This window comes from Emticicia aquatilis (assembly GCF_014644295.1).
GTDB lineage: Bacteria > Bacteroidota > Bacteroidia > Cytophagales > Spirosomataceae > Emticicia > Emticicia aquatilis.
Map to the genome: position 1 here is coordinate 210,018 of NZ_BMKK01000002.1, position 21,976 is coordinate 231,993.

Consider the following 21,976-nt stretch of genomic DNA (forward strand, 5'->3'; position numbering starts at 1 on the left):
AGTATATAAAAAACAAGTGCAACAGGGAGTCAAAAAGGAAATATTTTGAAAAACAAAAAATAGTTGTATGTTTACATTTATCTAATAGCTAAGTAAGAAGCAGGTATGAAGTTTTTTTTACTATTCATTTTTATTGAAATTACCCACATTACCTTCGCTCAATCGCCAATCATTGAATGGCAGAAATCTATTGGAGGAAGTTTTAAAGATAATGTTGAAAAAATAATTGATACTTCTGATGGTGGGTTTGTAATTGTAGGCTATTCGGTTTCAAATAATTTTGATATTCCTTCAAATAATGGTCAAAACGATATTTTTATATGCAAAATAAATAGACTTGGACAGATTCAGTGGAGCAAATCTTACGGAGGGAGCGGTGAAGACTTAGCAACAGGTATCGTAGAGATTGATAATGGATTTATTGTTTGTGGAACATCAATTGGAGGGAATAATGACTTTTTTAGGAATTATGGTCATACCGATATTGTCTTGCTTAGGCTCAATCAAAATGGTGATTTGATTTGGAAAAAGAACTTTGGAGGTAGTGAAAATGATTACACAAGAGCATTGATAAAAACCAATGATAATAGTTTATTATTAGTAGGATATACACAATCAAATGACAATGATATTTCTGGAAATATCGGAAATTTAGATGGTTTAATCTTGAAACTTAATATGGAAGGGGTAATAATTTGGCAAAAATTACTCGGAGGGGTCGCAAATGATTATTTTTATTCAGTTGCTCAGACAACAGATAGTGGGTTTGTTATTGCTGGAATGTCTAACTCATCATCTTGGGGGAATTATGGTACAAATGATGCGTGGATAATCAAAGTAAGCTCAAATGGACTTTTTGAATGGCAAAACCATTTTGGAGGCACGGAAAATGATAAATTTATATCTGTTGTCCAATTGAGTGATGGTAAATATGTGGCAACGGGTGAGACATATTCTTTTGACTATGATTCTATTGAAAATCATGGTGTTGCTCAAAACAGAGATTGTTTTGTTGTAAAAATTTCCAATAGTGGGCAAAAAGAATGGTCAAAATGTTTTGGTGGGACTTCGGAGGATGATGGAAGAAGCATTGTTCAATCGACAGATAATAATTTAGTAATACTTTGCCAAATACACTCTAATGATGGAGATATTTACCCCGCAATGAATGGTGAAGCAGATTATTGGTTAATAAAATTAAACAGTAATGGTACAATTTTATGGAAACGAGCTTATGGAGGTAGTGGGCATGAAGTTGCTAAGTGCTTGTTACAAACATCAGATAATGGGTATATATTCGTTGGAGATTCCTACACACTTGATAGTGGGGACGTTACAGGCAATCATGGTGATGATGATATTTGGGTAGCAAAGCTCATAGCACAAGAAAATTGCTACCCGATTCTCAATTTAGATAAAACAATTTATCAAGAAAATGCAACTTTTCAATCAAATACGATATTAAATTCTCATTCAAAAATCATCAATTCTTCATCAAATATTCAGTATAAAGCTCAAAAATCAATTATTCTTACAACTGGTTTTGAGGTGAAACAAGGCAATACTTTTCGTGCAGAAATTGGTAATTGTGAGAATTGATATTAGCTTATCTCAAAGAAAACACCCTAATCTCCTACTACTGTCATGAATAATTCAATTCTATATCTTTTTTGCTTGGTTTGGTATGGTTGGTTTCTATTTAACTTTTGAGAATCAAATTCTATTTTTTACACCCCACAGCACGATTTAGCGTCTTGTTGAATTGGCGGACATGGTACAGTTCCATAGCTACAAAAAACACAACAATCTCCATTAAGTGGCTTTAAAACTTGCTTACATTTTTCACATTCATAAAAATATTGGCAAGCATCAGTTGGCATTATTTCTACTTTTTGGTATCCACAATTAGGACAAGTTATTTCTGATTCTAAACTAATATTTACCATTATAATATATTTTTATGATTCACAACTTTGTAACCTGTTGAATTAATTGCTTTTGTGATTTCTTTAATGTTTGTTTTTTTGTTATCAAATTCCACGAATGCCTTCCCTTTTTCATACGAAACTTGTGCTATAATAATCCCTTTTAATTTACTGATTTCAGATTTTACATGAACTTCGCAACCTGTACAGGTCATACCACTAATTATAAACTCAATTTTCTGGCTTTTCACCGCTTGGTTTATCGTAACTTTATTATCAGGTTTTTGAAAAAATAAATGGGAATAACTTGGAAAGGATAAGAGTAAAATTGACAAAATAGTTATCATGGTTAAAAATGTTTTAGTTTGTAAAAATGATACTTTACTATCTATTTCACAATTGCAATTGAGCGATTTGTCGCTTGTTTGTTTTTGTGGTTTTAGTTTTTGATACCAAGCCAAACCTAAAATAAAAGCTGTTGAGCCAATAAAATAAGGTCTTGCAGGGTCGAGCCACGAAAAAGTGGAAGCAATGCCAGTTGTGCCAGCCAGAATAGCGAAAACGGGCATAATACAACATAGTGAAGATGCCAAAGCTGTAATAATACTTAAATTTTGAAGTGAGGTGTTAGTTTTCATAATGCTAATTCGGCTTGCTGAATATGCTGAAAAAGTGGTTCGATTACCTTTAAATGATTGGGTTTTAGAGAGTAAAAAATTGTTTGCCCAACTTTACGAAACTGAATTAGGTTTGCATCTTTGAGTTTACGAAGATGCTGAGAAACAGCAGGTACACTCATTTCTAAAATATCAGAAATATCACAAGGACAAAGTTCATTTTCTTGGTTAAGTAGAAAAAGAATTTTCAAACGCACTTCATTTCCTGCTAAATTTAGCACTTGGGCAAGATTAGCAAATGAGTTTTCGGCAACTTTGAGTTGTTGCTTACAGTTGTAAATCTGAACTTGGTCGGCAAAAGCTCTAATGCAACTTATTTCTTGATTATCCATTTAATGGTTTTGAATTATGTAACAAATATATTAATTATTTAAGCAAATCCTTAAATAACTATTTAAAAAAATCTCATTATAGTGTATATAATGAGATTTTTATTTATTTACGATAAGTAATCGTACAGCCTTTGGCAATACTGGTCTTGGTTTTTATTTCTTCTTTTGCCAAAATCGAAGCGATGGCAGTTTCAACATATTTGGTTGTTATCTTGGTTTCGTCTCTATTATCATCAATTGCACCGATGTAGGCGATTTTGTAAGCACCTTTTTCTTTTACCAAAATAACGGTATGCGTATTGACAATCGCACCATAAGCAAATGATATTTTTTGGTCGGCATCGTGCAAATACTCAAAATTAAAACCTTTTTCATTGGCAACGGTTTTCATATCTTCCCTCGAATCGGCAGGGTCAATCGCAACCACAGGAAAACCTAATTTTGCATATTTTTCTTGCAAATCTTTTACCCGACTTTGGTACATTTTTGCAATCGGACAATTATTAGTCAAAAAAACAAGAATAACACCTTTTGAATCTTTGAAGTTTTCCAAAGAAACAGATTTTCCATCAATATTTTTCAAGTCGAATCCAATCGCATTACTATTTATAGATGGAGCGGTTGGTGTATCGCTCAAGAAGAAGCTAAAACTTAGAATAAAACTAATAGAATTTTCATAAAATTATTTGATTAAAACGAATGATAATTATTACAATGTTAGTTCAGACTTGATAAAATCTTTTACTCCTTTTGGCCCAGTCAATGCCAAATACACATACTTTTTTTCAGCAGAAACAGAAAGCTGAAAATTGAAAAAATCGCAACACTGTCTTTCTGTTTTGATAAAATCTGCCAACATAGCAATCGTTTCATCGCTGTCTTTGAAGGCATATTTCATGCCATTTTTGAGTTCAACCGTCTCTACAATTTCCTTTTTCAAATTTGTAATAACAGTTGCTTTTCTTTCTTTAAATTCTGCTGATGTGAGTTTGCAAGCCATTGCAGTACCTTCACTACAACATGATTCTTTTTTTTGAGCCACCGCTTGAAAGCAACAAAAAAAGAGTCCGAGAATTGTTAGTTTTTTCATTTTTATAAAATTGAGTTTTGTTGATTTTATTGCCTTTTAGCAAAGAAAATGATAGAAATACCTATGAAAGCTATTATAGAACCGATGATGTCATATTTAGTAGGTCTGAAATCATCAAAAATATAAGCCCAAATAAGCGACATAATAATGAAAACGCCACCATAAGCGGCATAAGTTCTGTCAAAATTATTGGGCTGAAGTGTGGCCACGAAGCCATAAGAAATAAGTAAAATTGCTCCAATCACTCCAAACCAAACTGATTTTTCGTTTTTCAACCAAATCCATATCAAATACCCACCACCAATTTCACACAAACCAGTTAAAACAAAAATTGATATTACTTTTATGACATTCATTCGGCTTGTTTTTATGACAAAAATAATGGCATTTTATGATTTTATGGCATTTTCCTCTTTACATTCACAGTCTGTTTCGCATGAAGTTGCACAAGCTTTCTTTGCTTGATTTTTTTGATAGAAATAGTAGGCAAAAAAGATTCCTGCCAACCCTAATGCTACAATTCCGATTTTTTCGAGATAAAAAGCGATTGCAGTCAATGAGCTAATACCCGCAACTGCACCTACAATTGGTAAAGCACAACACAATCCACAAAGTGTAATACCAATCCAACCTAATTTTTTTGCTGTTTTTTCAGTTTTTTTCATTGTTTATTTTGTTATTAAATTACATTTGCAAAGATAAACAGTGGAGTATAGTCCATTGTCAAGCGAAATTTTTAAAACTTTTGAAAAATGTTAATTGGAGAATTATCAAACAAAACAGGATTATCGAGAGATACAATTCGATTTTACGAAAAGCAAGGGCTGATTTCGATAGGTAGAAAAGAGAGACGAGAAAATAATTATAAGGAATATTCCGAAAATACGCTTCACAAACTGCTTACTATCAAGCGAATAAAGAATTTTGGTTTTACGTTGAATGAAACGGAAGAGTTTTTGGCTTTGCTTGATAGAGATGCGGCAACTTGTGAAAATGTTGCTGAGAAAATGAATGAGAAATTATTTAAAATAGACGAAAAAATTAAAGAACTTCAAGATTTGAGGTCGTCATTATCAAGCAATTTGACCATCTGTTTAAGCAATTGTTGCCAATCAGAAAGCAATAATTGCCAGATGTTAAGTGTAAATTAATTTTCTAAATCAGGCATTCTTATTTGAATTATAACTGACGAAATTAGAGTGATAACTCCTATTAAAATAATAGCATATTGTATTCCGAAAATATCGGCAGTTATACCCGAAATAATAGCCCCCAAAGCATAGCCTAAATCTCGCCAAAGTCTGAACGTTCCGATACTTTCTGCTCTTTGGCTTGGGTTGGTAACTTGGGCAATTGTTGATAAAAAAGTAGGGTAAACCAAAGCTGTTCCAATACCTAAAAAGGCTGATAAGGTGGCTAATAGATAGAAATCTATTGCAAAAATTAATAATACAATAGCTATTCCCTGCAAAAACATCCCCCAAAAAAGCATTTTTTTCTTGGAAAACACATCTGACATTTTTCCTGTAAAAAGCTGACCAAAACCCCAAAATGTAGGATAAATAGCAGTTATAATACCTATATTTTGATTATTCAACTTTAAATGCAATAACAAAATTGGCAAAAGTCCCCAAATCATACCGTCATTTAGATTATTGACAAGACCTGCTTGTGTTACTGAACTCAATGTTTTATCGGTAAATGTAGTTGTCATAAATACATTTTCAGCATTTGTAATCGTTGTTTTTTTGGCTTCTAACGAAACATGACTCTTGGTATCCTTCACCCAAATAACAGTTAGTAAAAACCCTAAAATAGACATGACGATTCCGATATAAAAAGGATAGGGTCGCACTCCATAATTTTGAGCAATAAAACCCGTCAGAAAGGCAACAATTCCAACTGCCAAATAACCAGCAAACTCATTGATTCCCATTGCTAAACCACGTTGTTTTTCACCAACTAAATCCATTTTCATTACAACGGTGCTACTCCAAGTAAGTCCCTGACTGACACCCAGCAGAATATTTGCAAAAATAATCCAAGACCAATTGTTAGCATAAATAATAATAAAAGGTATTGGTAATGCTATGAGCCAACCAATGATTAGCAAATTTCTCCGACCAATTTTATTGGCTAACTTTCCTGTAAAATAATTAGCTATGGCTTTTGTAATGCCAAATGCAACGATAAACGAAAGTATTGCAGATTTTGAGGATATACCAAATTCGGTTTCAGCTAATTGTGGAATAATTGAACGCTCTAAACCTACCATACCGCCTACGAAGGCGTTTACAATTACCAATAAACCAAACTGTTGCCAGTTTTCTTTGAGTCCTAATTTTGTTTCCATGAGATTGATTTTATGAAATAGCACATCTGTTAGCTCCTGCTTCTAAGTCTATTGGGTTAATATCGCTAAAATCGCCTTGAAGATTTTTCTCAACAATTGCAAGGTAATTGGCTGGCGTAGCAGGAATTCGACCAATGATAGTTTCAATGAAATCTTCTTCATTCAACTGCAAGAGAGGAATTGATTTTACTTTTTCTAAGGTGCTATGAATCAGAAGCTTATCAAACGCAATAGGCTGACTTGTGTGGGCAGGCAGTACAATTATTTCGTTATTAAGGCTCAATAATTTTTGAAGCGATTGGTACAAAAGTTTTGCTTTTACTTTCATTCCTTCGGTATCTGCCTTCAAATCAGGTCTTCCAACACCATTTGTAAATAAGGTATCACCAGTTAGTAATACTTTATTATCAATGTTAAAACTCATGCTTTCTAATGTATGCCCTGTTGTTGAAATGGCTGATACTGAAATATTTCCAAGTTTGAAAACAGTATCATTTTCGATAGCTTGATACTTGAATCGTAGATTATTGTTAGGGGGTAAAAATAAGGCTGCGTTATTTTTCTCCGCTAATTCCTTCGACCTTGAAAGGTGGTCAGCGTGTGTATGGGTTTCTATTACAAATTTTAAAACCGCATCATTGGCTGAAAGATATTGCTCATATACGTTTGTATCTAATGAAGCATCTACAACCATCGCCTCCTTATTAGCTATTACCATGTATGACAAACAGCCTTTACCCGTTCGACGAAATTGTATGACCTCAAAATTTGAGAAATTAATTGTTGCAGTGTTCCATGCCAAACTCCATGCCTTCAAGCCTCCTTCCAATGAATATGTGTTATAACCGTGCATTTGTAGCATTTTGGCAGCAACTAAACTCATTTTTCCGCCACCACAATAAGTTACAACAGGTACGCTTTTGTCAAGATGCAACCCACTAAATGCTTCAAAATCATTGTTTTTTAGCTTTTCATAGGCATTAAAATGAATACTGTTGGGAATATACCATTCGGCTCTTTCGGTGATGGGACGTATATCGAGGACTGAAACAGGTTGTCCTATTTCTAACCAATTACGCAGGGCACTGGCATTAAGTGTTTTGATTTCTTCCATTTTGCATATATTTTATGCAAATGTAGAAACCTCAATTTTAATAAAATTTAACATAAGATAAATAATCAGCGTATGCCTCTGATGCGGCTAAGGCTCACTTGTGTGATGCCCAGATAAGAAGCGATATATTTTAAAGGTACTCTTTGTAGAACATTTGGACTTTCTTTCAGTAAAGCATTGTAACGTTCTTCGGCAGAATGAAATTGGATACTTTCCACTCGATTGACGGTATCTACATAAGCAGATTCAAATATCTTTCTGAATAATCTTTCGATTTCGGGGAAAGTATTATAAAGGTCAAATAGTTTGGCAGAACTTATTGCTATCAGCTCCGAATCTTCAATCATTTGAATGGCTTTACGAGAGGGTTTGCCAGTAAATAAACTTTCAACCCGTGCAATGATGGCATTTTCAAAAGCAAAACATTCTGTTATTTCAATATCTTCTTTGTAATAATAAATGCGAGCCACACCTTTTTTGATAAAATAGATAGTTCGGCAGGTATGCCCAATAGATTGTAAATCTTGATTTTTTTTAATATTTACAGATTTACATATCTCAGCAATGGCATTGATTGCATTTTCTGAAAGTGGATTGTATTTATTGAAATATGAGATTAGTTCATTCAAAATATTGATTTTAACTGTTTAACAATAACATAAAATTTTATGTTCATTATTGATTATAAATCAATAATTCAAACCAAACCCCACACCAAATCCCATATCACTGTCATAATGGATTCGACCTCTAATATTTCTTGAAAAAATATAATCAAATCCGCCCATGTACTCTTTATCTGTATTTACCATAAACATTCCTCTTACTCGTTTACTCAATGGTATGTCTTCTCTTGATAATTGAAGACGAAAATTGCCATCAGTAAATACTTCTGACTGTAAACGTACCAACATTGGTAAGGTATAATTGAATCCTAAACTCAATAAACTACGATTATCTTTGGTATTGGTTTGTCCGAAAATATTTTTTTCTACTTCATCCATGCCAAATTTTCTATATCGCCAATCAAACCCAATAAATGGCATAAACCATTGCATTTTACCTATATATCGACCGAGATGAGTTTCGGTTTCATAGCCGTGCATATCATTGTAGCCCAATCGCCATTCAGTACCGATACTCCATCGAGTGTTTTGTAGCATTAACATTCCATCATTTCCGTTGGTGGCAAAGTCGTTTTCAGCCATCAAATGAAACTTTCTATCATCGGCAAAAAGTTTTCTTTGGGCTAATTTAGGATTAGGAATTAGAGGATTTGCTGCTTGATTTTCATAAGTAAAAACCCGACCCATACCACTCATCATGTGGTAGAGAATATGGCAATGAAAAAACCAATCACCTTCAACATTGGCGTTAAATTCGAGTGTATCGGTTTCCATTGGCATAATGTCCACAATATTTTTTAATGGAGCATAGTCGCCCTGTCCGTTAAGTAACCTAAAATCATGTCCGTGCAAGTGCATGGGGTGTCGCATCATAGAGCCATTATAAAGCACAATTCGTACATTTTCGCCTTTTTTTATTAAAATTTTGTCGGCTTCCGAAACTACTTTATTGTCTAAACTCCAAACATATCGGTTCATATTGCCACTCAATTCAAAACGCAATTCTTTGACTGGTGCATCTTTGGGAAGGTTGGTTGTTGTAGGAGATTTTAGCATTGTATAGTTCAAGGTAACTATATCTGAAAGTTCGTTGCTGTTGTATTGAGATTCATCCATTTTCATTTCATGCCCTTTCATATCGCCCATTTCCATGCTTTTCATGTCATGTTTTTTTGCTTCTCCTGTAATTTCAGGGTACATCACCACATTCATATCCATCTGATTGAGGCTCATTGACATTCCCATATCGTCCAAATCTCCATTCATTTTCATCATGCCATTCATCATTTTCATTCCCTCAAAATATTTGAGTTTTGGCATTGGTTTGGCTTTTACTTGATTTCCAGCTCCTAAAAACAGAGAGGCTGACTTTGTGCGGTCTTCGGAAGTTACTAAAAATTCAAAAGATTTATCTTCTGGAATGGTAACGATTACATCATAAGTTTCAGAAACTGCAACAATCAGTCTATCAACTTCAACTGGCTCTACATCGTTGCCATCATTGGCTACTATAGTTATTTTTCCACCCGCATAATTTAGCCAAAAATACGTTGAAGCTCCGCCGTTTGAAATTCTCAAACGTACTTTATCGCCTGCTTTGAATTGTGAAAGCTGATTTTCATTCTTACCATTGATTAGAAATTTGTCATAATAGACATCGCTCACATCCATAGCGTTCATTCGTTTCCACTCGTTGGTTACTTTGGTTTTAAAATAACCTTGTTTAATGGCTTCGCCGTAACTTTGGGTTGTTCTTTTTTTAATAGCAAACCAATCAGTGGCATTGTGCAACATTCGATGCACATTATTAGGATTGTAGTCAGTCCATTCGCTTAAAACAATCGGAATGGTAGGTAAATCGTCAATATCATTTCTGAAATTTTTGTCGTCAGGCTTTTTCAACATTACAAAATTGCCATACATTCCGATTTGTTCTTGTAAGCCCGAATGACTATGATACCAATGTGTACCATGTTGAATAATAGGGAATTTGTACAAATGCGTAGTATGAGGTTTTATGGGCATTTGTGTTAGATTTGGTACTCCATCTTCTTTATTAGGCAAAAACAAACCGTGCCAGTGCAATGAAGTTTCTTCATTCAATTCGTTATGCACATAGATTTCTGCCGTATCGCCTTCGATAAAAGTGAGTGTTGGCATCGGAATTTGCCCATTAACAGCAATAGCACGTTTTGATTTGCCACTAAAATTGACAATGGTATCTCTTACATATAAATCATATCGAACGGTTTTTGAAATATGTTTTTCCTTTATACTTGATTTATTATCACTGATTTTCTCTACGGTTGCAGTAGATGTTTGAGGCGTAGGCATTGTATGATGCTCATGCTGGGCTTTTAGAGAAAAAGCTCCAAAGGAAATACCTACGATTAAAGCAACTTTAAATTTCATTATTATTTTGATTTTCTTTGACTTACGAAAAATAGAATAAACCCTGTTGAAATAGTAAGCAAACCAAATATTGAGAAAGCTCGTAATAACCAATTAGAAAGATTATCTCGGGTTTGATAATCCATCGTGTGCATCATCCAAAGAAAATCAAAGATTCTCCATTTGTTGGTTCTAAATTTCTGAACTGTACCTAATTCTGAACTCACATAGACTGTTGTATTTGAAGGGTGGTCAAAAGTAACAGCATAAGCTGGCAATGGGCTTTCTCGATATTCGTGATGTCCATTGGTGGTGGTCAAATATTCAACTTGCTTTACTTTTGCATCATCTGCAAAATTTGTCTGAGCTACTTCGGTAGCTTCAAGTTTGGTTAATGCTCCTCGTAATTCGCCTGTTAAGGCATTGGCTAACTGAATCTTTCTGCCTCTATCATGTTCTTTTGAATAATGAATTTGAAAGGTGGGATTTCCTAAAATCTGAACCAATCGAGTATCAAAAATATAGTTTACTGTATCTTTTTCTTTTAGTTTTTGCAGAATATCAGCCAAATTAGCCAATTTTACATCTCCCCCAATTGGATGTACGTGGGCTTTTTGGTGGTCGCCATGCACTTCGTCCATATTCGACCAACTGAAATACAAGCCTCCAATTGTCCAAAATAGAAATTGAATACCTAAAATAACGCCCATCCATCGGTGGGTTTTTCTGATTTTTCTGTGAAATTCTGCTTTTTTCATTTTTTAAACCGTTTTTGAGATTTTTTTCATGATTCTATGACTATCACCAAATCGGCAAAGTGCATCGCAATTTTGGCGTAACTCGTTAAATAATATGTATTTGATAGGTGTTTTGATTTGTTTGATAGATGGACGTGAAAGTTGCATCACCACATCTTTTTCACGACTTTCGGGAACAACCAAATAAAAGATTTCATCACCATCAGCGATTGAATAGGAAAGGTCGGTCAGTCGTAAAATTCCAGAATAAATACTTGTACTTTTTTCTACTTCAAATGCACAAATGACATTGTTTGTACCTTTTTCAAACCACAAAACATCAATCAATTTGATGGTGTTTGCTGTATCTTTGTCGCAATCAATAGCAGGAAACTTATCAGGACTCATAAACGAAAAACTTTTGCCATTATACGACCTCGAACGGTCATTAGATGCCACAAAAGCATCATAACCCAAACTTTGACCAATTTTCAATAAATGAAATTGCATTTCGGAATGAAGATTTTCTTCCAATTTTTCTTCTTTGATTTCCTTTTGGCGTTTTTCAATGCTTTTTTCTAATTTATTTCGTTCTTCTTCGCTCAAATATTCATCATTGCCAATGAGCATTTTTTGTGTTCCGATTTCAAAACAAAGACCTGCGATTGCTCCTAAATCATTTGATAATTCAGTTTTATGTTTTTGATTGGTTTCTATCAAAACTTCTCTAATTTTTAAATATTCAGACCATGAGCCTAATTTCTTTTTGTCGTTAAACAAAGTATTGAACCCGTTGACTATGGCAGTATTGAAAGGGGGAAATAGAGTAGGATGTAAAAAATACAAAATACTGCCAACGGCTGGACCTAAACCTTTAATTTTAAGGGCATCTAATCGTACAATTTCTTTGATAATTTGCTCCTCAGTCTTGGCATTGATACAGTTTTCAAGAAATTGACCAAAAGCAACTTTGTTATTTTGGTTTTCATAAATATCAGGAATCCTAAGTTTAGGTTTCCAATAAAACGGATGCGACACCCCTACAAAAACTTGTTTTTGTTCGGCAATACAATTCAAAACAAACTCTAAGGAACTGCCCTTAAAATCGTTAGGAAAAGTTTTATTTTTAATGTCTTCGACCACCTGTAAAACACCCCTTCGGATAGTGCGAAAGGCTTTTAATCGTTGGTCGTTATCAATAAACCAAGTATTAAAGACACTCTGACTGTCGTTTTTGTATTGCTGAATGATTTGGGTTAAATGTGTTGTCATTCGATTAGTTTTTCTAAGTTTTTAAATTCTTCGATGGCGTGCTTTGTTAGAGCATTTTGTCTTGAAAGAGTAAAAATAAACTTTTTGATAAACCAATCTTTAATTCCATCGGATTTATGCTGATTACCTATTTGTAAATCATGTGTTACCATTGTTCCATTTAATGTTTTATCAAAGGTTAAAAACAAATAAACAGGAACTTTATATATAGCTTTCAGAATAATTTTGTGATTTTTAATAACCCCAACTACTTCCCACTGATGATTTACTCGAAAATCGCCTATTCTCTCATCGAAATAGAAAACCGACCCTCTTTTTACATCCGTTTGCTTGATTATTATAAAGCCTGCATGGTCTTCGGGATGCCATGCCATGTATTTGGGTTTATCTAAACCAAACATAAAATCATAAATCTGACTTGGTTGTTTACCAACAATTTCGATTTTCGTTATGTGATTCATGGCAAATACTTGAGTAGCAAGCATCAGTAAAACGATTGATTGACAACACTTTTTAACAAGCAGAATGCCACCTGTTTTTTTGAAAATCGACTTTAATAATTTCATTTTTTCGAGCTGTAAAGTATGAAAATGTGCCAATAAGGGTATTGATTGAGTCTGGAATAAAAATATTATCAAAACCCGCCTTTTCTATGAAATTGGGCATTAGCCCTCTTACATTGTCGTTGGTGGTTTTGAATCCATCTAAAATTTGAACCAATCCAAAAGTTAGTCGCATAATTGGATTAGCAGCTTCGCCCCAATCTGCAATTATCAACTTTCCGTTTGGTTTCAAAACTCTAAATAACTCTTTCAGGCATTTTATCTTGGTATCAGCATCTAATTGATGAAAAACCAAACAGCTATACACTTTATCGAATTGATTGTTGGCATAAGGCAACGTAACACCATCGTAAAGGTCTAATGGAATGGAAAGATTGTTTTTAGCTATTTTATAGGCTGCTATTTCTTTTACTTTTGGGTCAATATCTACGCCTCGTAAATCTATATTTGCACATTCTTTTTTTACTAAAAGTAGATTTTGGGCAGTTCCAAAGCCAAATTCTAAAATCTTTTCATTGGGATTTGGTTTGATAGTATCAACCAAAAGCCTACGAAATTTCTTTTCGGGCATGGTTAGTTTGATTGCTAAATCGTAGTATTCCGTCAAGAAATCATAGCCTAATGCGGGTACAAATTTTTGATTTTCCATGAGTAGTTATTCGTCCGTAGTAATAGCGTTTATCCAAGTAATTACTTCTTTTTTTTGTTGTTCAGATAATTCAGCATTTCGATGAATCAGCGTATAAGAAGCCAGTGGCATTTCGTTTGATTCGATTTGTTTGGCAATTCTATCTAATTTTGATTCTTGTCTTCTTTTACTATAATTTCCCCATTCACTAAAATTTAGGTTCTCTTTTCCTATTTTTATATGGTATTCCATTAAAAACCTTGATGGCTGTAAATAAGAATACCAAGGGTAATGTGTGTTGTTACTGTGGCAGTCGTAGCAAGAGTTTTGCAAAATTTGCTGTACTTTGATGGGTATATTATAGACTTTGGCAATATGAATCGGCAAAACCTGCCCGTTGTCTGAATTTCGGGCAGGTTGGTATAATTGCAGGAGTAAGAAAACAATTAAGCTAAAAAAAAGGGCTTTTTTCATCTTAAATCTCTTTTTTTACAGAGCCACAAGTCATCATTGCTTTACCATAATAAGGGTTTTGGATTGCTTTTGTTTCACTAATCCACATCGCACCTTTACCTCCATTTGCCATCGGGCAGAAATCTTGATAAAGTTTTGGTCCACTATTGCCAAAGGTTTTAAGTAAATCGTTCACATCTTTACTGAGCATCACAAAATGCTCTCTTTGATGAGCTATTTTTCCAGCATTTTCTTCAATATGCTTGGCATTTTCTTTTAAATCATCGGCAACATCCATATAGCCTTTCATTTGGCTGGCTGACAAGCTTTTCATGTCAATTTTAGCCATTGCTGCTATGATTGCTTTTCCTGCGTTGGCAGCACCTTTTGCATCATCTTTGATTAGGGCATTTTTCAAAACCAAGTAATTGCTTACTATTTCATCAATAATCGACGTTTTTTGTACCGTTGTTGATGATACTTTCATTCCGTTTGTTGTGCCTGCATTGGCATTGGAAACGATGAATACGAATGCCATTGCTATGGCTGAAAACATTGTTTTTTTCATTTTTTTGACATTAAATAATGGACGATAAATGGTTTATTGACAACATTTCTTTACAAAAAGAAATTTAAAGACCTTAATTAGTACGTTTTTCATTTGATTTATCATTTAAAATAGATGAAGAAAAAACAAACTTCGTCAGGAATCAATGCTTATGCTCTGCCATTTTATCAGATGGCATACAATGGTTTTCGTACAAACAATGGACGGCACAGGCGGCTTGCTGTTTGTAGTTATTGTGCAAAAGCATTACTACTTCTCCTTTGGCATTTTTTACTTCGCACATACCTGTATGAGTAGGTTTACCGATTGTATAATTTTCTTCTGTTCCATTGATGTAGTAAACAAAAGTGCCATTTTTAGGGGCTTTGCCAATCACTTTGTTGTTCATATCAACAATATTTCCATTGGCATCTACTTTCGTAACTGCTTTTCCGTTTTGGTCTAAACCTCCTTTTGAATTTAAAGAGCCAATTTGTTTTTTCTCATAATAAATATGCCCTTTATAATCAACCTTGGGAATCATAACAGTTGTTTTTTGAGCAAATACGCTTAATGAAGCGATAAAAAAGAATGCGAAAATTGCGAATGTATTTTTCATCGAAATAATTGTTTAAATTGATGTAAAGACTATTTTACTTGTTCATCATTAGAAGCATTGCTCCGCTCATAGCAATCATTAGAGCATCTTCAATGATAGTTACAGTACTCATGGGCAGATTAAAAACTGCTCCTAAACAAGCACATTGAATTTTCTTTTTGTTTAAAACACTTTGTAAAACGCCAATAATGCTAATCGTCATTACGATAAGTGTTAGCCAGTTTGTCAGAATTGGTTGAAAATTGCTTAAAAAAGCCAATCCTAAACCAAGCTCAATGAATGCGTAGAGATAAGCCCAAATAGGTAAGCGTTTGGCTAAAACATCATACATTACATAGCTTTCTGCAAAACCTTTGAGGTTTAACATTTTGAAAAATGAAAAAATCAGAAAGAAACCTGCCATAAAATGATTCATCCATTGCATCAAGTTGAAAGAATCGTTGTTCAACTGAATCAATAGACTTACTGTTGTGATGTATCCAAAAATAAGCAAAATCGGTTTATAGGTTTCAAACCAAGATTTTGTATGCTCGACAGCTTCGCTATGATTTATCGCTGAAATTTGGTATTTGCTGTCTAAAACTTTTTGAAAATCTTTTAAGGCAATGTGTTTATCCATCGTAATAGTAGCCGAGTTTTCATCTTTTGAAACATCAACATTCGTTACGTTTTCTACCATCAGCAAAGCAGACTTTACCTTTGCTTCGCAACTTCCGCAAGTCATTCCAGTTAATTGATATGTATGTGTCATTGGTATGAGTTTTAGATTTTACAGGCTTCCGCACATTTTTTACAACTTTCTACGCATTTTCGACAACAATCTTTGTCATGTTTTGAGCAATTTTCGATACAACGCTCACAGGCTTGTACACAAAGAGCCATTACGGTTTCTGCATAAATAGAGTTTCTTGAGCATAGTTTAGCACATAAAGCAGCTATATCTGCACAGTCTTTACAACAATTGCAACTGTCTGTATCACAACATTCGGGGCAATTACAATTTTCGCAGTCGGCTACACAAGCCAAACAAGCATCCATACAACTTTGGTGATTTTTCATATAATTATTTGTCTATGGTAGAAGCATTTCTACACTACAAATGTCTGATACTTACCCTTAAAAGTTGTTACAAAATTTTGTGTATGATTTATATAATTATGGCTTAAAACGGTCAAAATCTAATAATTAACCCTGTTTTTTAATTATTTTATGGTATCCTGTACATTCCCACAAGTAAGCATTGAACTACCATAATAAGGGTTTTTAACAGCACTCTCATTACTCAACCAAGCTGCTTTTTTCATTGGGCAATATTGCTGGTAAATAGGCTCACTTGATAGTTTTACGCCTTTTGCCATCACATAAAAATTATCAGAAAGACTTTGGAACGTTTCTCTTTGTTTCTTCAAATCATTTGAATCAGCAATTTTCTGAGCATCAGCAATAATTTTAGTGTTTACTTTCATAAACTCCATGTGCTGCTTCATTTCCATTTTACCCATATCGACGGCTTTCATGGCGGTTACTAATGCTGTTGCCGATTTGGCAGATGCACTTGCATCGGATTTTACTAAGGCATCTTTTATCGCATAATAAGCATCTAATAGTGGTTGTAGATTGGTTTTAGCTTGTGCTTTGTCGTTGTTCATCGAAGCCATGTCGTGTCCACTGTGTTCAGAATGGTTATCGGCAGTCATTGGACTTACGGCAGGTGCAGTTACGCCCGTTATTTTTTGCCATTCTTCTACCTTCTTTTGCCAGTTGGCAACTGCGGTTTTCATGTTCTTTTTAGCTCCTAACTCAATTGCTTTTTGAGCTGATTTGATGGCGGCTGGATAATCTTTTTGTTCTTCTAAGATTTTTGTTGTCAAATTTGCATAAACAAAATTGTCGTCAACCATTTCTTCCGATTTCTTTGACCATGCGAGAGCTTGTTTTAAATCTTTCTTATTAGCAAAATAGTATTGAGCCGAAGCATTAAAAAATTTGGCATCTTCTAATTTCTCAACATTGATTTTCTTGTTGATTTCATTCATTACAATTACGTCCGCATTACTTTGCATCGGAATTTTGACCTGTGTATTTTCCCAATTTAAGTACAGGTTTGCCGAATGGTCAGGCATGATGTCTTCTAAGGTAATCGAAAATGATTCGTAAGTACGAGTGGTCGTCTCAGGTTTCACCTTCACTCGTAATATATCCTTTTTCTCATCATAACTAAATGCTCCATGACTGGTAGTATCAGTATTCAAAATGATTGTCCATTCGGTAGGATTAGGAATCGTAAACAGTGAATAATGCCCTTTTTTTACTAATTGTCCGCCAAAAGTCATGTCATCGCTCAAACGAATACGTGTACTTTCACCTGCACCTGTACGCCAAATTTGGTCGAATGCTACTAAGTTGCCGAACACTTTACGACCACGCATCAATGGTTTTTCATATTTGAGGCTAATCTCTGTGAAACCTACTTTTTGTTTCCATTCGGCTTCGGGGCTTGGTGGTGGTGTTTTTAGCTCAACTTGGGCATTTGTCAAATAAGAAATGCTCAGAAATAATATGAATGCAATTTTTTTCATTTCCATTTTATTTTGGTTAAAAGAATGTTAGTTTTTCATTGGTTCGCCATCTTTCTTACAGCATGAAGGCAGTTTTTCATAGCTTTTTTCATTGGCTATTGTTTCATCTGCATCATAACCAGCATCATTGATAGCTTGCTTGATTTTGGTGGCATCTGTTTTCTTTGGGTTAAAAGTTACAGTTACAACCTTTTCTTTTAAATCAAGATTTGACTCGCTTACTCCCTTTGTAAAAGCTAATTGCTTTTCGATACGTTCTTTACACATCTCGCATATAGCAGATGTTTTGATTTTAACTTTTACAGGTGGTTCTTGAAAATTTGCCATTGACAAAGAACCAATTATTGCTAATCCAGTAGTTAAAAAAAATCTCCTTTTCATTGTATTGTTTGTTTTATTAAAATTTTGTTTTCAAATTTTTGTTATGTTTGGAGTAAGTGATACTACCACCTACACCAAACAAATTATTTAGGTCAGCCAATCATTAAAGTTTTGCCAGAGTCCATCACCATTACAGGGTAGGTTTTAAGCCCTTTGCTACCATTAGCATTCAAACCCATACCCATTGTGTCAAACCTTGCTTGATGTGCCGTGCAAAGAAATTCATTACTTGAAGTGAAAGTAACTTGTTTTCTTTGTTCATGGCTACAAATTAAAGTTACAGCAACATAGCTCCCTTGCATTGTCCGAGCGATGACTACATCATTTTTTATGATATATCCTCCATTTTTTGTAAGAGCTACATTAGCAGAGTCGGTTAAGTCTATATTAAATTGAGCAACATCTGGAACAACTGATGCAACATTTTTACAAGCACCAACACAATATATTGCCATGAGTGCAGCACCACCTAAACCTAAATTCTTTAAAAAACTACGTCTTTCTATTTGCAATTGATTATTTTTCATTGATTGTATATTGATTAGGTAATTAGAAATTAATTATTTTACTTCAAAGTTGAGCATCATGCCATCATCTTCATGTTCGAGATTATGGCAATGAAAAACGAATTTTCCCTTTTGTTCAAATTTTACAATCACTTTTACTTTTTCAGTTGGAGCAACCAAAACCGTGTCTTTCCAAGCCTTTTCTTGTGGTAAAATGGTGTTTCTACCACCTGTTCGACTCACTACTTGAAATTGAACACCGTGTATGTGCATCGGGTGTGGTTCATCACCAGTAGAATTATCAAACTCCCAAGTTTCGGTTGAGCCAACGGCAACAGTTTCGTCGATTCGGGTAGCACTATATATTTTGCCATTAATTTTGTGCATTCCACCACTCATATTTGCCATATCCATTGTTAAAGCAAAAGACCTATTTTTTGTGGCATTACTCAATTTTGCAAGTGAAATTAAACTACTCGGCACTTTGAAAGTATCCGTTTCTTGCTTATTAACAATAAATTTCATAACCTTAAATGCTTGTGTTCCTTGTGCCGTACCCATACCAGTAAAAGTTTTATTTTCCAAATACACTTCTGTATTAAGGGCGATATTGGTAAAATCAACCAAAATATCGACTCTTTCACCAGAAGCAAGGAGCAATGAGTTGACAGATTCAGGTTTTTCAAGCATTCCGCTGTCAGCTCCAATGACATAAAAATTTGCCCCATTGCTTAAAGCTAAATTGTAAATCCTTGCTGATGAGCCATTTAATACTCTAAAACGATAAAAACGAGTAGAAACATTTAGATAAGGGGAAGCTGTACCATTAACCAAAATATTATCGCCCATATAGCCAGACATAATTTCCATCATAGTCGGGCTATACTTGATAGTTGCATCAGTATTAAAGCGTTTATCTTGAATAACCAAAGGTACTTCGTAACTACCATTAGGTAGATTTAGAGCCTTTTCTTCGGAACTTTCAACGATGAAAAAACCTGCTAAACCTTGTGTTACCTGTTTTCCTGTTAATCCGTGCGGGTGTGGGTGATACCAATTTGTACCAGCTTGCTGATTAACAGTAAATTGATAATTGAAATTTTCGTTCGGCATTACCATTTGGTCGGGGTGTCCATCCATTTCGGCAGGAATAACCAAACCATGCCAGTGAATATTAGTATGCTCGGCTAATTGGTTGCTGAATTTTATATTAAAATTAGCTCCCTTTTGAAGTCTAAAAGTTGGTCCCAATAAACCCGAACGATAACCAATGTACTTGGCATTTTTTCCATCCATGACGGTATCTTGCACCGCTTGGGCAATCATATTACTTGGACTTGTGATTGTTTCAGGAATTTTCAGAGCATTTTTAAAAGTAGTATCACCACTGACAGGAACAGGGTCGCTACCACCCATGTTCATATTACCCATACAACTTGATATTAGGACGGTAGAACTTAGTCCAAATCCTAACTTTTCGAGAAAATCTCTACGGTTAATTTGCTTGTACATTCTTAAATAATAGGTTAAAAAATATATAAATTAAAGTTTAATGACAATTCCATTAGGTTTCAAACCAACAGTTAGTGTTTTAGTAACCGTATGCTGCATTATATCAATAACTGATACGCTGGCAGCTTCTTGGTTGGTAACATAGGCGTTCATTGCATTGAAAGCGATAGCATGAGAACCTGCTCCCGTTAAAAAAGAGCCTGTTCGTGTCATTTTTCCATCAGCTCCTTTTGTCCACCAATGTACTTTTCCTGCGGTGGGGTCTGTTACCCACATTTCTTTCATATCAGCTTGGTAAGCAACAAAACCTGGCATAAAGCCTAATGTAACGGTTTCGACTATTTTTAATGTTTTCACATCAATAATTGAAACAGTTTGCCCATCTTCATTATCTACATACATTCTATTATCAGCACCAATCCATGCTCCAACAGGATTTTTTCCAACGGCTATTGTTGCTAAAACAGTTTTAGTTACGGGGCTTATGGCAGAAACTGAATTGTCTTCACCATTGGCAACAAAAGCCACTGTTCCATCAAAAGAAAAAGTAACTTCGGCAGAACCATTTCCAACCATTACTGTATTTTTGAGGGCATAGGTAGTGGCATCATAAACCAATACTTTTCCATCAGTTTGAGATGTCCAAATCTCTTTTCCATCAGGCGAAAAAACAGCATTATGATTGGACATTGGTACATCAAAAATTTTCACATTTATACCTTTCATTGCATCCAAAACGGCAACTTTTCCTGTACCTGCGTGAGTACCACCTGCATGACCTGCACTTAAATCAACACCTGGTGCTGCCACCGCAATTTGCGATTTCGTAGCATTGATATAAATATGGTGGGGGTAAGCTAAAAAGCCTGGCGTTGCGGTATGTCCTGCTCCATGAGTTGAAGTGCTTGAACCATCAGTTAGTTGAATAGTGGTGGCAACTTCGTTGGTATTTAGATTGACAACCGATAAGGTGCTACTTTCACCATTGACAATGTATGCCGCTGGATAATTGATATTTTGTTCGGGTTGAACATTGTTCATGTCCATACACGCCACTACGCCCAAAACTAAAACGGAGAAAATTACTTTTTTCATCTTAAAATTATTTATAGTTGATTGATGGAAATTCGTTTATTGGCTTTCAATTCTTTAAAATGACTTGGTGTAAGACCTGTTATTTTTTTGAATTGCATAGATAAATGTTGTACGCTGCTGTAATACATCATATCGGCGATTTGACTCAATGTATATTCATCGTACACCAATAATTCTTTTACTTTTTCTATTTTTTGATGAATAAAAAATTGCTCAATCGTAGTACCTTCGACCTCAGAAAACAAGGTTGTCAGATACTTATAATCTCGACCAATACTTTCAGCGATATATACTGATGGATTGATTTTCTGTAAAATTTTCGATTGATTTTGTACGATTTCTATGATAATTGTTTTGATTTTCTGAACGATTTGCTTGCGTTTATCATCCAATAACTCAAAACCAACTGTTTGCAATCCTTTCTCAATTAGTTGTAATTGTTCGGGAGTTAATTCGTTCAAAGTTTCAACTTCGCCTAACTCTATATTTTTGACCGTAATTTCTGTTTTTTTGAATAGGTCTGCGATAACCATTTTACATCGGTCGCAAACCATATTTTTTATATATAAAGTCATG

At 34.5% G+C, this 21,976-nt stretch carries 28 protein-coding genes; 2 read left to right on the top strand and 26 right to left on the bottom strand.

The window, feature by feature from the left end; all coding sequences use genetic code 11:
- Positions 1 to 105: 105 nt before the first annotated feature.
- Positions 106 to 1,599 (top strand): 3-coathanger stack domain-containing protein, encoded by a 1,494-nt coding sequence (locus tag IEX65_RS05035; RefSeq protein WP_188764936.1) that lies wholly within the window; start codon positions 106 to 108, stop codon positions 1,597 to 1,599.
- A 128-nt stretch (positions 1,600 to 1,727) separates the two neighbouring features.
- On the opposite strand, the gene IEX65_RS28010 is transcribed toward IEX65_RS05035, so the two are convergent.
- From IEX65_RS28010 to IEX65_RS05065, 7 genes are all read right to left on the bottom strand, one after another.
- Positions 1,728 to 1,946: a GDCCVxC domain-containing (seleno)protein gene (locus tag IEX65_RS28010; protein ID WP_229250529.1), complete on the bottom strand. Its 219-nt coding sequence runs from the start codon at positions 1,944 to 1,946 to the stop codon at positions 1,728 to 1,730.
- Positions 1,946 to 2,563: a mercuric transport protein MerTP gene (gene merTP, locus IEX65_RS05040; RefSeq protein WP_188764937.1), complete on the bottom strand. Its 618-nt coding sequence runs from the start codon at positions 2,561 to 2,563 to the stop codon at positions 1,946 to 1,948. Before merTP ends, IEX65_RS28010 begins: the two co-directional genes overlap by 1 nt.
- Positions 2,560 to 2,934: an ArsR/SmtB family transcription factor gene (locus tag IEX65_RS05045; protein ID WP_188764938.1), complete on the bottom strand. Its 375-nt coding sequence runs from the start codon at positions 2,932 to 2,934 to the stop codon at positions 2,560 to 2,562. The genes merTP and IEX65_RS05045 overlap by 4 nt, the downstream gene beginning before the upstream one ends.
- Before the next feature lie 103 nt (positions 2,935 to 3,037).
- Positions 3,038 to 3,571, bottom strand: a complete 534-nt coding sequence (locus IEX65_RS05050; RefSeq protein ID WP_188764939.1) for a redoxin domain-containing protein — start codon at positions 3,569 to 3,571, stop codon at positions 3,038 to 3,040.
- A gap of 72 nt (positions 3,572 to 3,643) precedes the next feature.
- On the bottom strand, positions 3,644 to 4,024 hold the full coding sequence (locus IEX65_RS05055) for a hypothetical protein (protein ID WP_188764940.1): 381 nt from the start codon (positions 4,022 to 4,024) through the stop codon (positions 3,644 to 3,646).
- Between the two features lie 26 nt (positions 4,025 to 4,050).
- Positions 4,051 to 4,380: a YnfA family protein gene (locus IEX65_RS05060; RefSeq protein WP_188764941.1), complete on the bottom strand. Its 330-nt coding sequence runs from the start codon at positions 4,378 to 4,380 to the stop codon at positions 4,051 to 4,053.
- Between the two features lie 33 nt (positions 4,381 to 4,413).
- Positions 4,414 to 4,689, bottom strand: a complete 276-nt coding sequence (locus IEX65_RS05065) for a hypothetical protein (protein ID WP_188764942.1) — start codon at positions 4,687 to 4,689, stop codon at positions 4,414 to 4,416.
- An 87-nt stretch (positions 4,690 to 4,776) separates the two neighbouring features.
- Here IEX65_RS05065 and IEX65_RS05070 point away from each other — a divergent pair, with 87 nt between their 5' ends.
- The gene (locus IEX65_RS05070) at positions 4,777 to 5,175 is read left to right on the top strand and encodes a MerR family transcriptional regulator (protein ID WP_188764943.1); all 399 of its coding nucleotides are present in this window, start codon (positions 4,777 to 4,779) and stop codon (positions 5,173 to 5,175) included.
- Here IEX65_RS05070 and IEX65_RS05075 read toward each other — a convergent pair.
- The 19 genes from IEX65_RS05075 to IEX65_RS05165 all read right to left on the bottom strand — a co-directional run bounded on the left by IEX65_RS05075 (position 5,172) and on the right by IEX65_RS05165 (position 21,975).
- The gene (locus IEX65_RS05075) at positions 5,172 to 6,377 is read right to left on the bottom strand and encodes an MFS transporter (RefSeq protein WP_188764944.1); all 1,206 of its coding nucleotides are present in this window, start codon (positions 6,375 to 6,377) and stop codon (positions 5,172 to 5,174) included. The genes IEX65_RS05070 and IEX65_RS05075 overlap by 4 nt on opposite strands.
- 10 nt (positions 6,378 to 6,387) lie before the next feature.
- A complete protein-coding gene (locus IEX65_RS05080; RefSeq protein WP_188764945.1) occupies positions 6,388 to 7,491 on the bottom strand; it encodes an MBL fold metallo-hydrolase in 1,104 nt (367 codons plus the stop codon).
- Positions 7,492 to 7,556: 65 nt separating this feature from the next.
- The gene (locus IEX65_RS05085) at positions 7,557 to 8,120 is read right to left on the bottom strand and encodes a Crp/Fnr family transcriptional regulator (protein ID WP_188764946.1); all 564 of its coding nucleotides are present in this window, start codon (positions 8,118 to 8,120) and stop codon (positions 7,557 to 7,559) included.
- Positions 8,121 to 8,180: 60 nt separating this feature from the next.
- The gene (locus IEX65_RS05090) at positions 8,181 to 10,529 is read right to left on the bottom strand and encodes a multicopper oxidase domain-containing protein (protein ID WP_229250531.1); all 2,349 of its coding nucleotides are present in this window, start codon (positions 10,527 to 10,529) and stop codon (positions 8,181 to 8,183) included.
- A 2-nt stretch (positions 10,530 to 10,531) separates the two neighbouring features.
- A complete protein-coding gene (locus IEX65_RS05095; RefSeq protein WP_188764947.1) occupies positions 10,532 to 11,266 on the bottom strand; it encodes a hypothetical protein in 735 nt (244 codons plus the stop codon).
- A gap of 3 nt (positions 11,267 to 11,269) precedes the next feature.
- Positions 11,270 to 12,517 carry a type II restriction enzyme NmeDI-related protein gene (locus IEX65_RS05100; RefSeq protein WP_188764948.1) on the bottom strand — a complete coding sequence of 416 codons (1,248 nt, stop codon included), beginning with the start codon at positions 12,515 to 12,517 and terminating at the stop codon, positions 11,270 to 11,272.
- Positions 12,514 to 12,978, bottom strand: coding sequence for a hypothetical protein (locus IEX65_RS05105; RefSeq protein WP_188764949.1), 465 nt, complete (start codon positions 12,976 to 12,978; stop codon positions 12,514 to 12,516). Before IEX65_RS05105 ends, IEX65_RS05100 begins: the two co-directional genes overlap by 4 nt.
- A gap of 52 nt (positions 12,979 to 13,030) precedes the next feature.
- Positions 13,031 to 13,729: a class I SAM-dependent methyltransferase gene (locus IEX65_RS05110; protein ID WP_188764950.1), complete on the bottom strand. Its 699-nt coding sequence runs from the start codon at positions 13,727 to 13,729 to the stop codon at positions 13,031 to 13,033.
- 6 nt (positions 13,730 to 13,735) lie between these two features.
- Positions 13,736 to 14,182: a heme-binding domain-containing protein gene (locus IEX65_RS05115; RefSeq protein ID WP_188764951.1), complete on the bottom strand. Its 447-nt coding sequence runs from the start codon at positions 14,180 to 14,182 to the stop codon at positions 13,736 to 13,738.
- 1 nt (position 14,183) lies between these two features.
- Entirely contained in the window at positions 14,184 to 14,729 is a 546-nt protein-coding gene (locus IEX65_RS05120; RefSeq protein WP_188764952.1) for a DUF3347 domain-containing protein, read from the bottom strand.
- A gap of 142 nt (positions 14,730 to 14,871) precedes the next feature.
- Positions 14,872 to 15,327, bottom strand: a complete 456-nt coding sequence (locus tag IEX65_RS05125; protein WP_188764953.1) for a hypothetical protein — start codon at positions 15,325 to 15,327, stop codon at positions 14,872 to 14,874.
- Between the two features lie 34 nt (positions 15,328 to 15,361).
- Positions 15,362 to 16,078, bottom strand: coding sequence for a heavy-metal-associated domain-containing protein (locus IEX65_RS05130; RefSeq protein ID WP_188764954.1), 717 nt, complete (start codon positions 16,076 to 16,078; stop codon positions 15,362 to 15,364).
- 11 nt (positions 16,079 to 16,089) lie between these two features.
- Positions 16,090 to 16,386 (bottom strand): four-helix bundle copper-binding protein, encoded by a 297-nt coding sequence (locus IEX65_RS05135; protein WP_188764955.1) that lies wholly within the window; start codon positions 16,384 to 16,386, stop codon positions 16,090 to 16,092.
- 143 nt (positions 16,387 to 16,529) lie between these two features.
- On the bottom strand, positions 16,530 to 17,906 hold the full coding sequence (locus IEX65_RS05140) for a DUF2911 domain-containing protein (RefSeq protein WP_188764956.1): 1,377 nt from the start codon (positions 17,904 to 17,906) through the stop codon (positions 16,530 to 16,532).
- A 27-nt stretch (positions 17,907 to 17,933) separates the two neighbouring features.
- Entirely contained in the window at positions 17,934 to 18,287 is a 354-nt protein-coding gene (locus tag IEX65_RS05145) for a heavy-metal-associated domain-containing protein (RefSeq protein WP_188764957.1), read from the bottom strand.
- A 92-nt stretch (positions 18,288 to 18,379) separates the two neighbouring features.
- On the bottom strand, positions 18,380 to 18,814 hold the full coding sequence (locus tag IEX65_RS05150) for a Rieske 2Fe-2S domain-containing protein (protein ID WP_188765388.1): 435 nt from the start codon (positions 18,812 to 18,814) through the stop codon (positions 18,380 to 18,382).
- A gap of 33 nt (positions 18,815 to 18,847) precedes the next feature.
- Entirely contained in the window at positions 18,848 to 20,305 is a 1,458-nt protein-coding gene (locus tag IEX65_RS05155; RefSeq protein WP_229250533.1) for a multicopper oxidase family protein, read from the bottom strand.
- Positions 20,306 to 20,335: 30 nt separating this feature from the next.
- Complete coding sequence (locus tag IEX65_RS05160; RefSeq protein WP_188764958.1) at positions 20,336 to 21,400, bottom strand: YncE family protein; 1,065 nt, start codon at positions 21,398 to 21,400, stop codon at positions 20,336 to 20,338.
- 11 nt (positions 21,401 to 21,411) lie between these two features.
- Positions 21,412 to 21,975 carry a helix-turn-helix domain-containing protein gene (locus IEX65_RS05165; protein ID WP_188764959.1) on the bottom strand — a complete coding sequence of 188 codons (564 nt, stop codon included), beginning with the start codon at positions 21,973 to 21,975 and terminating at the stop codon, positions 21,412 to 21,414.
- Position 21,976: the final 1 nt, after the last annotated feature.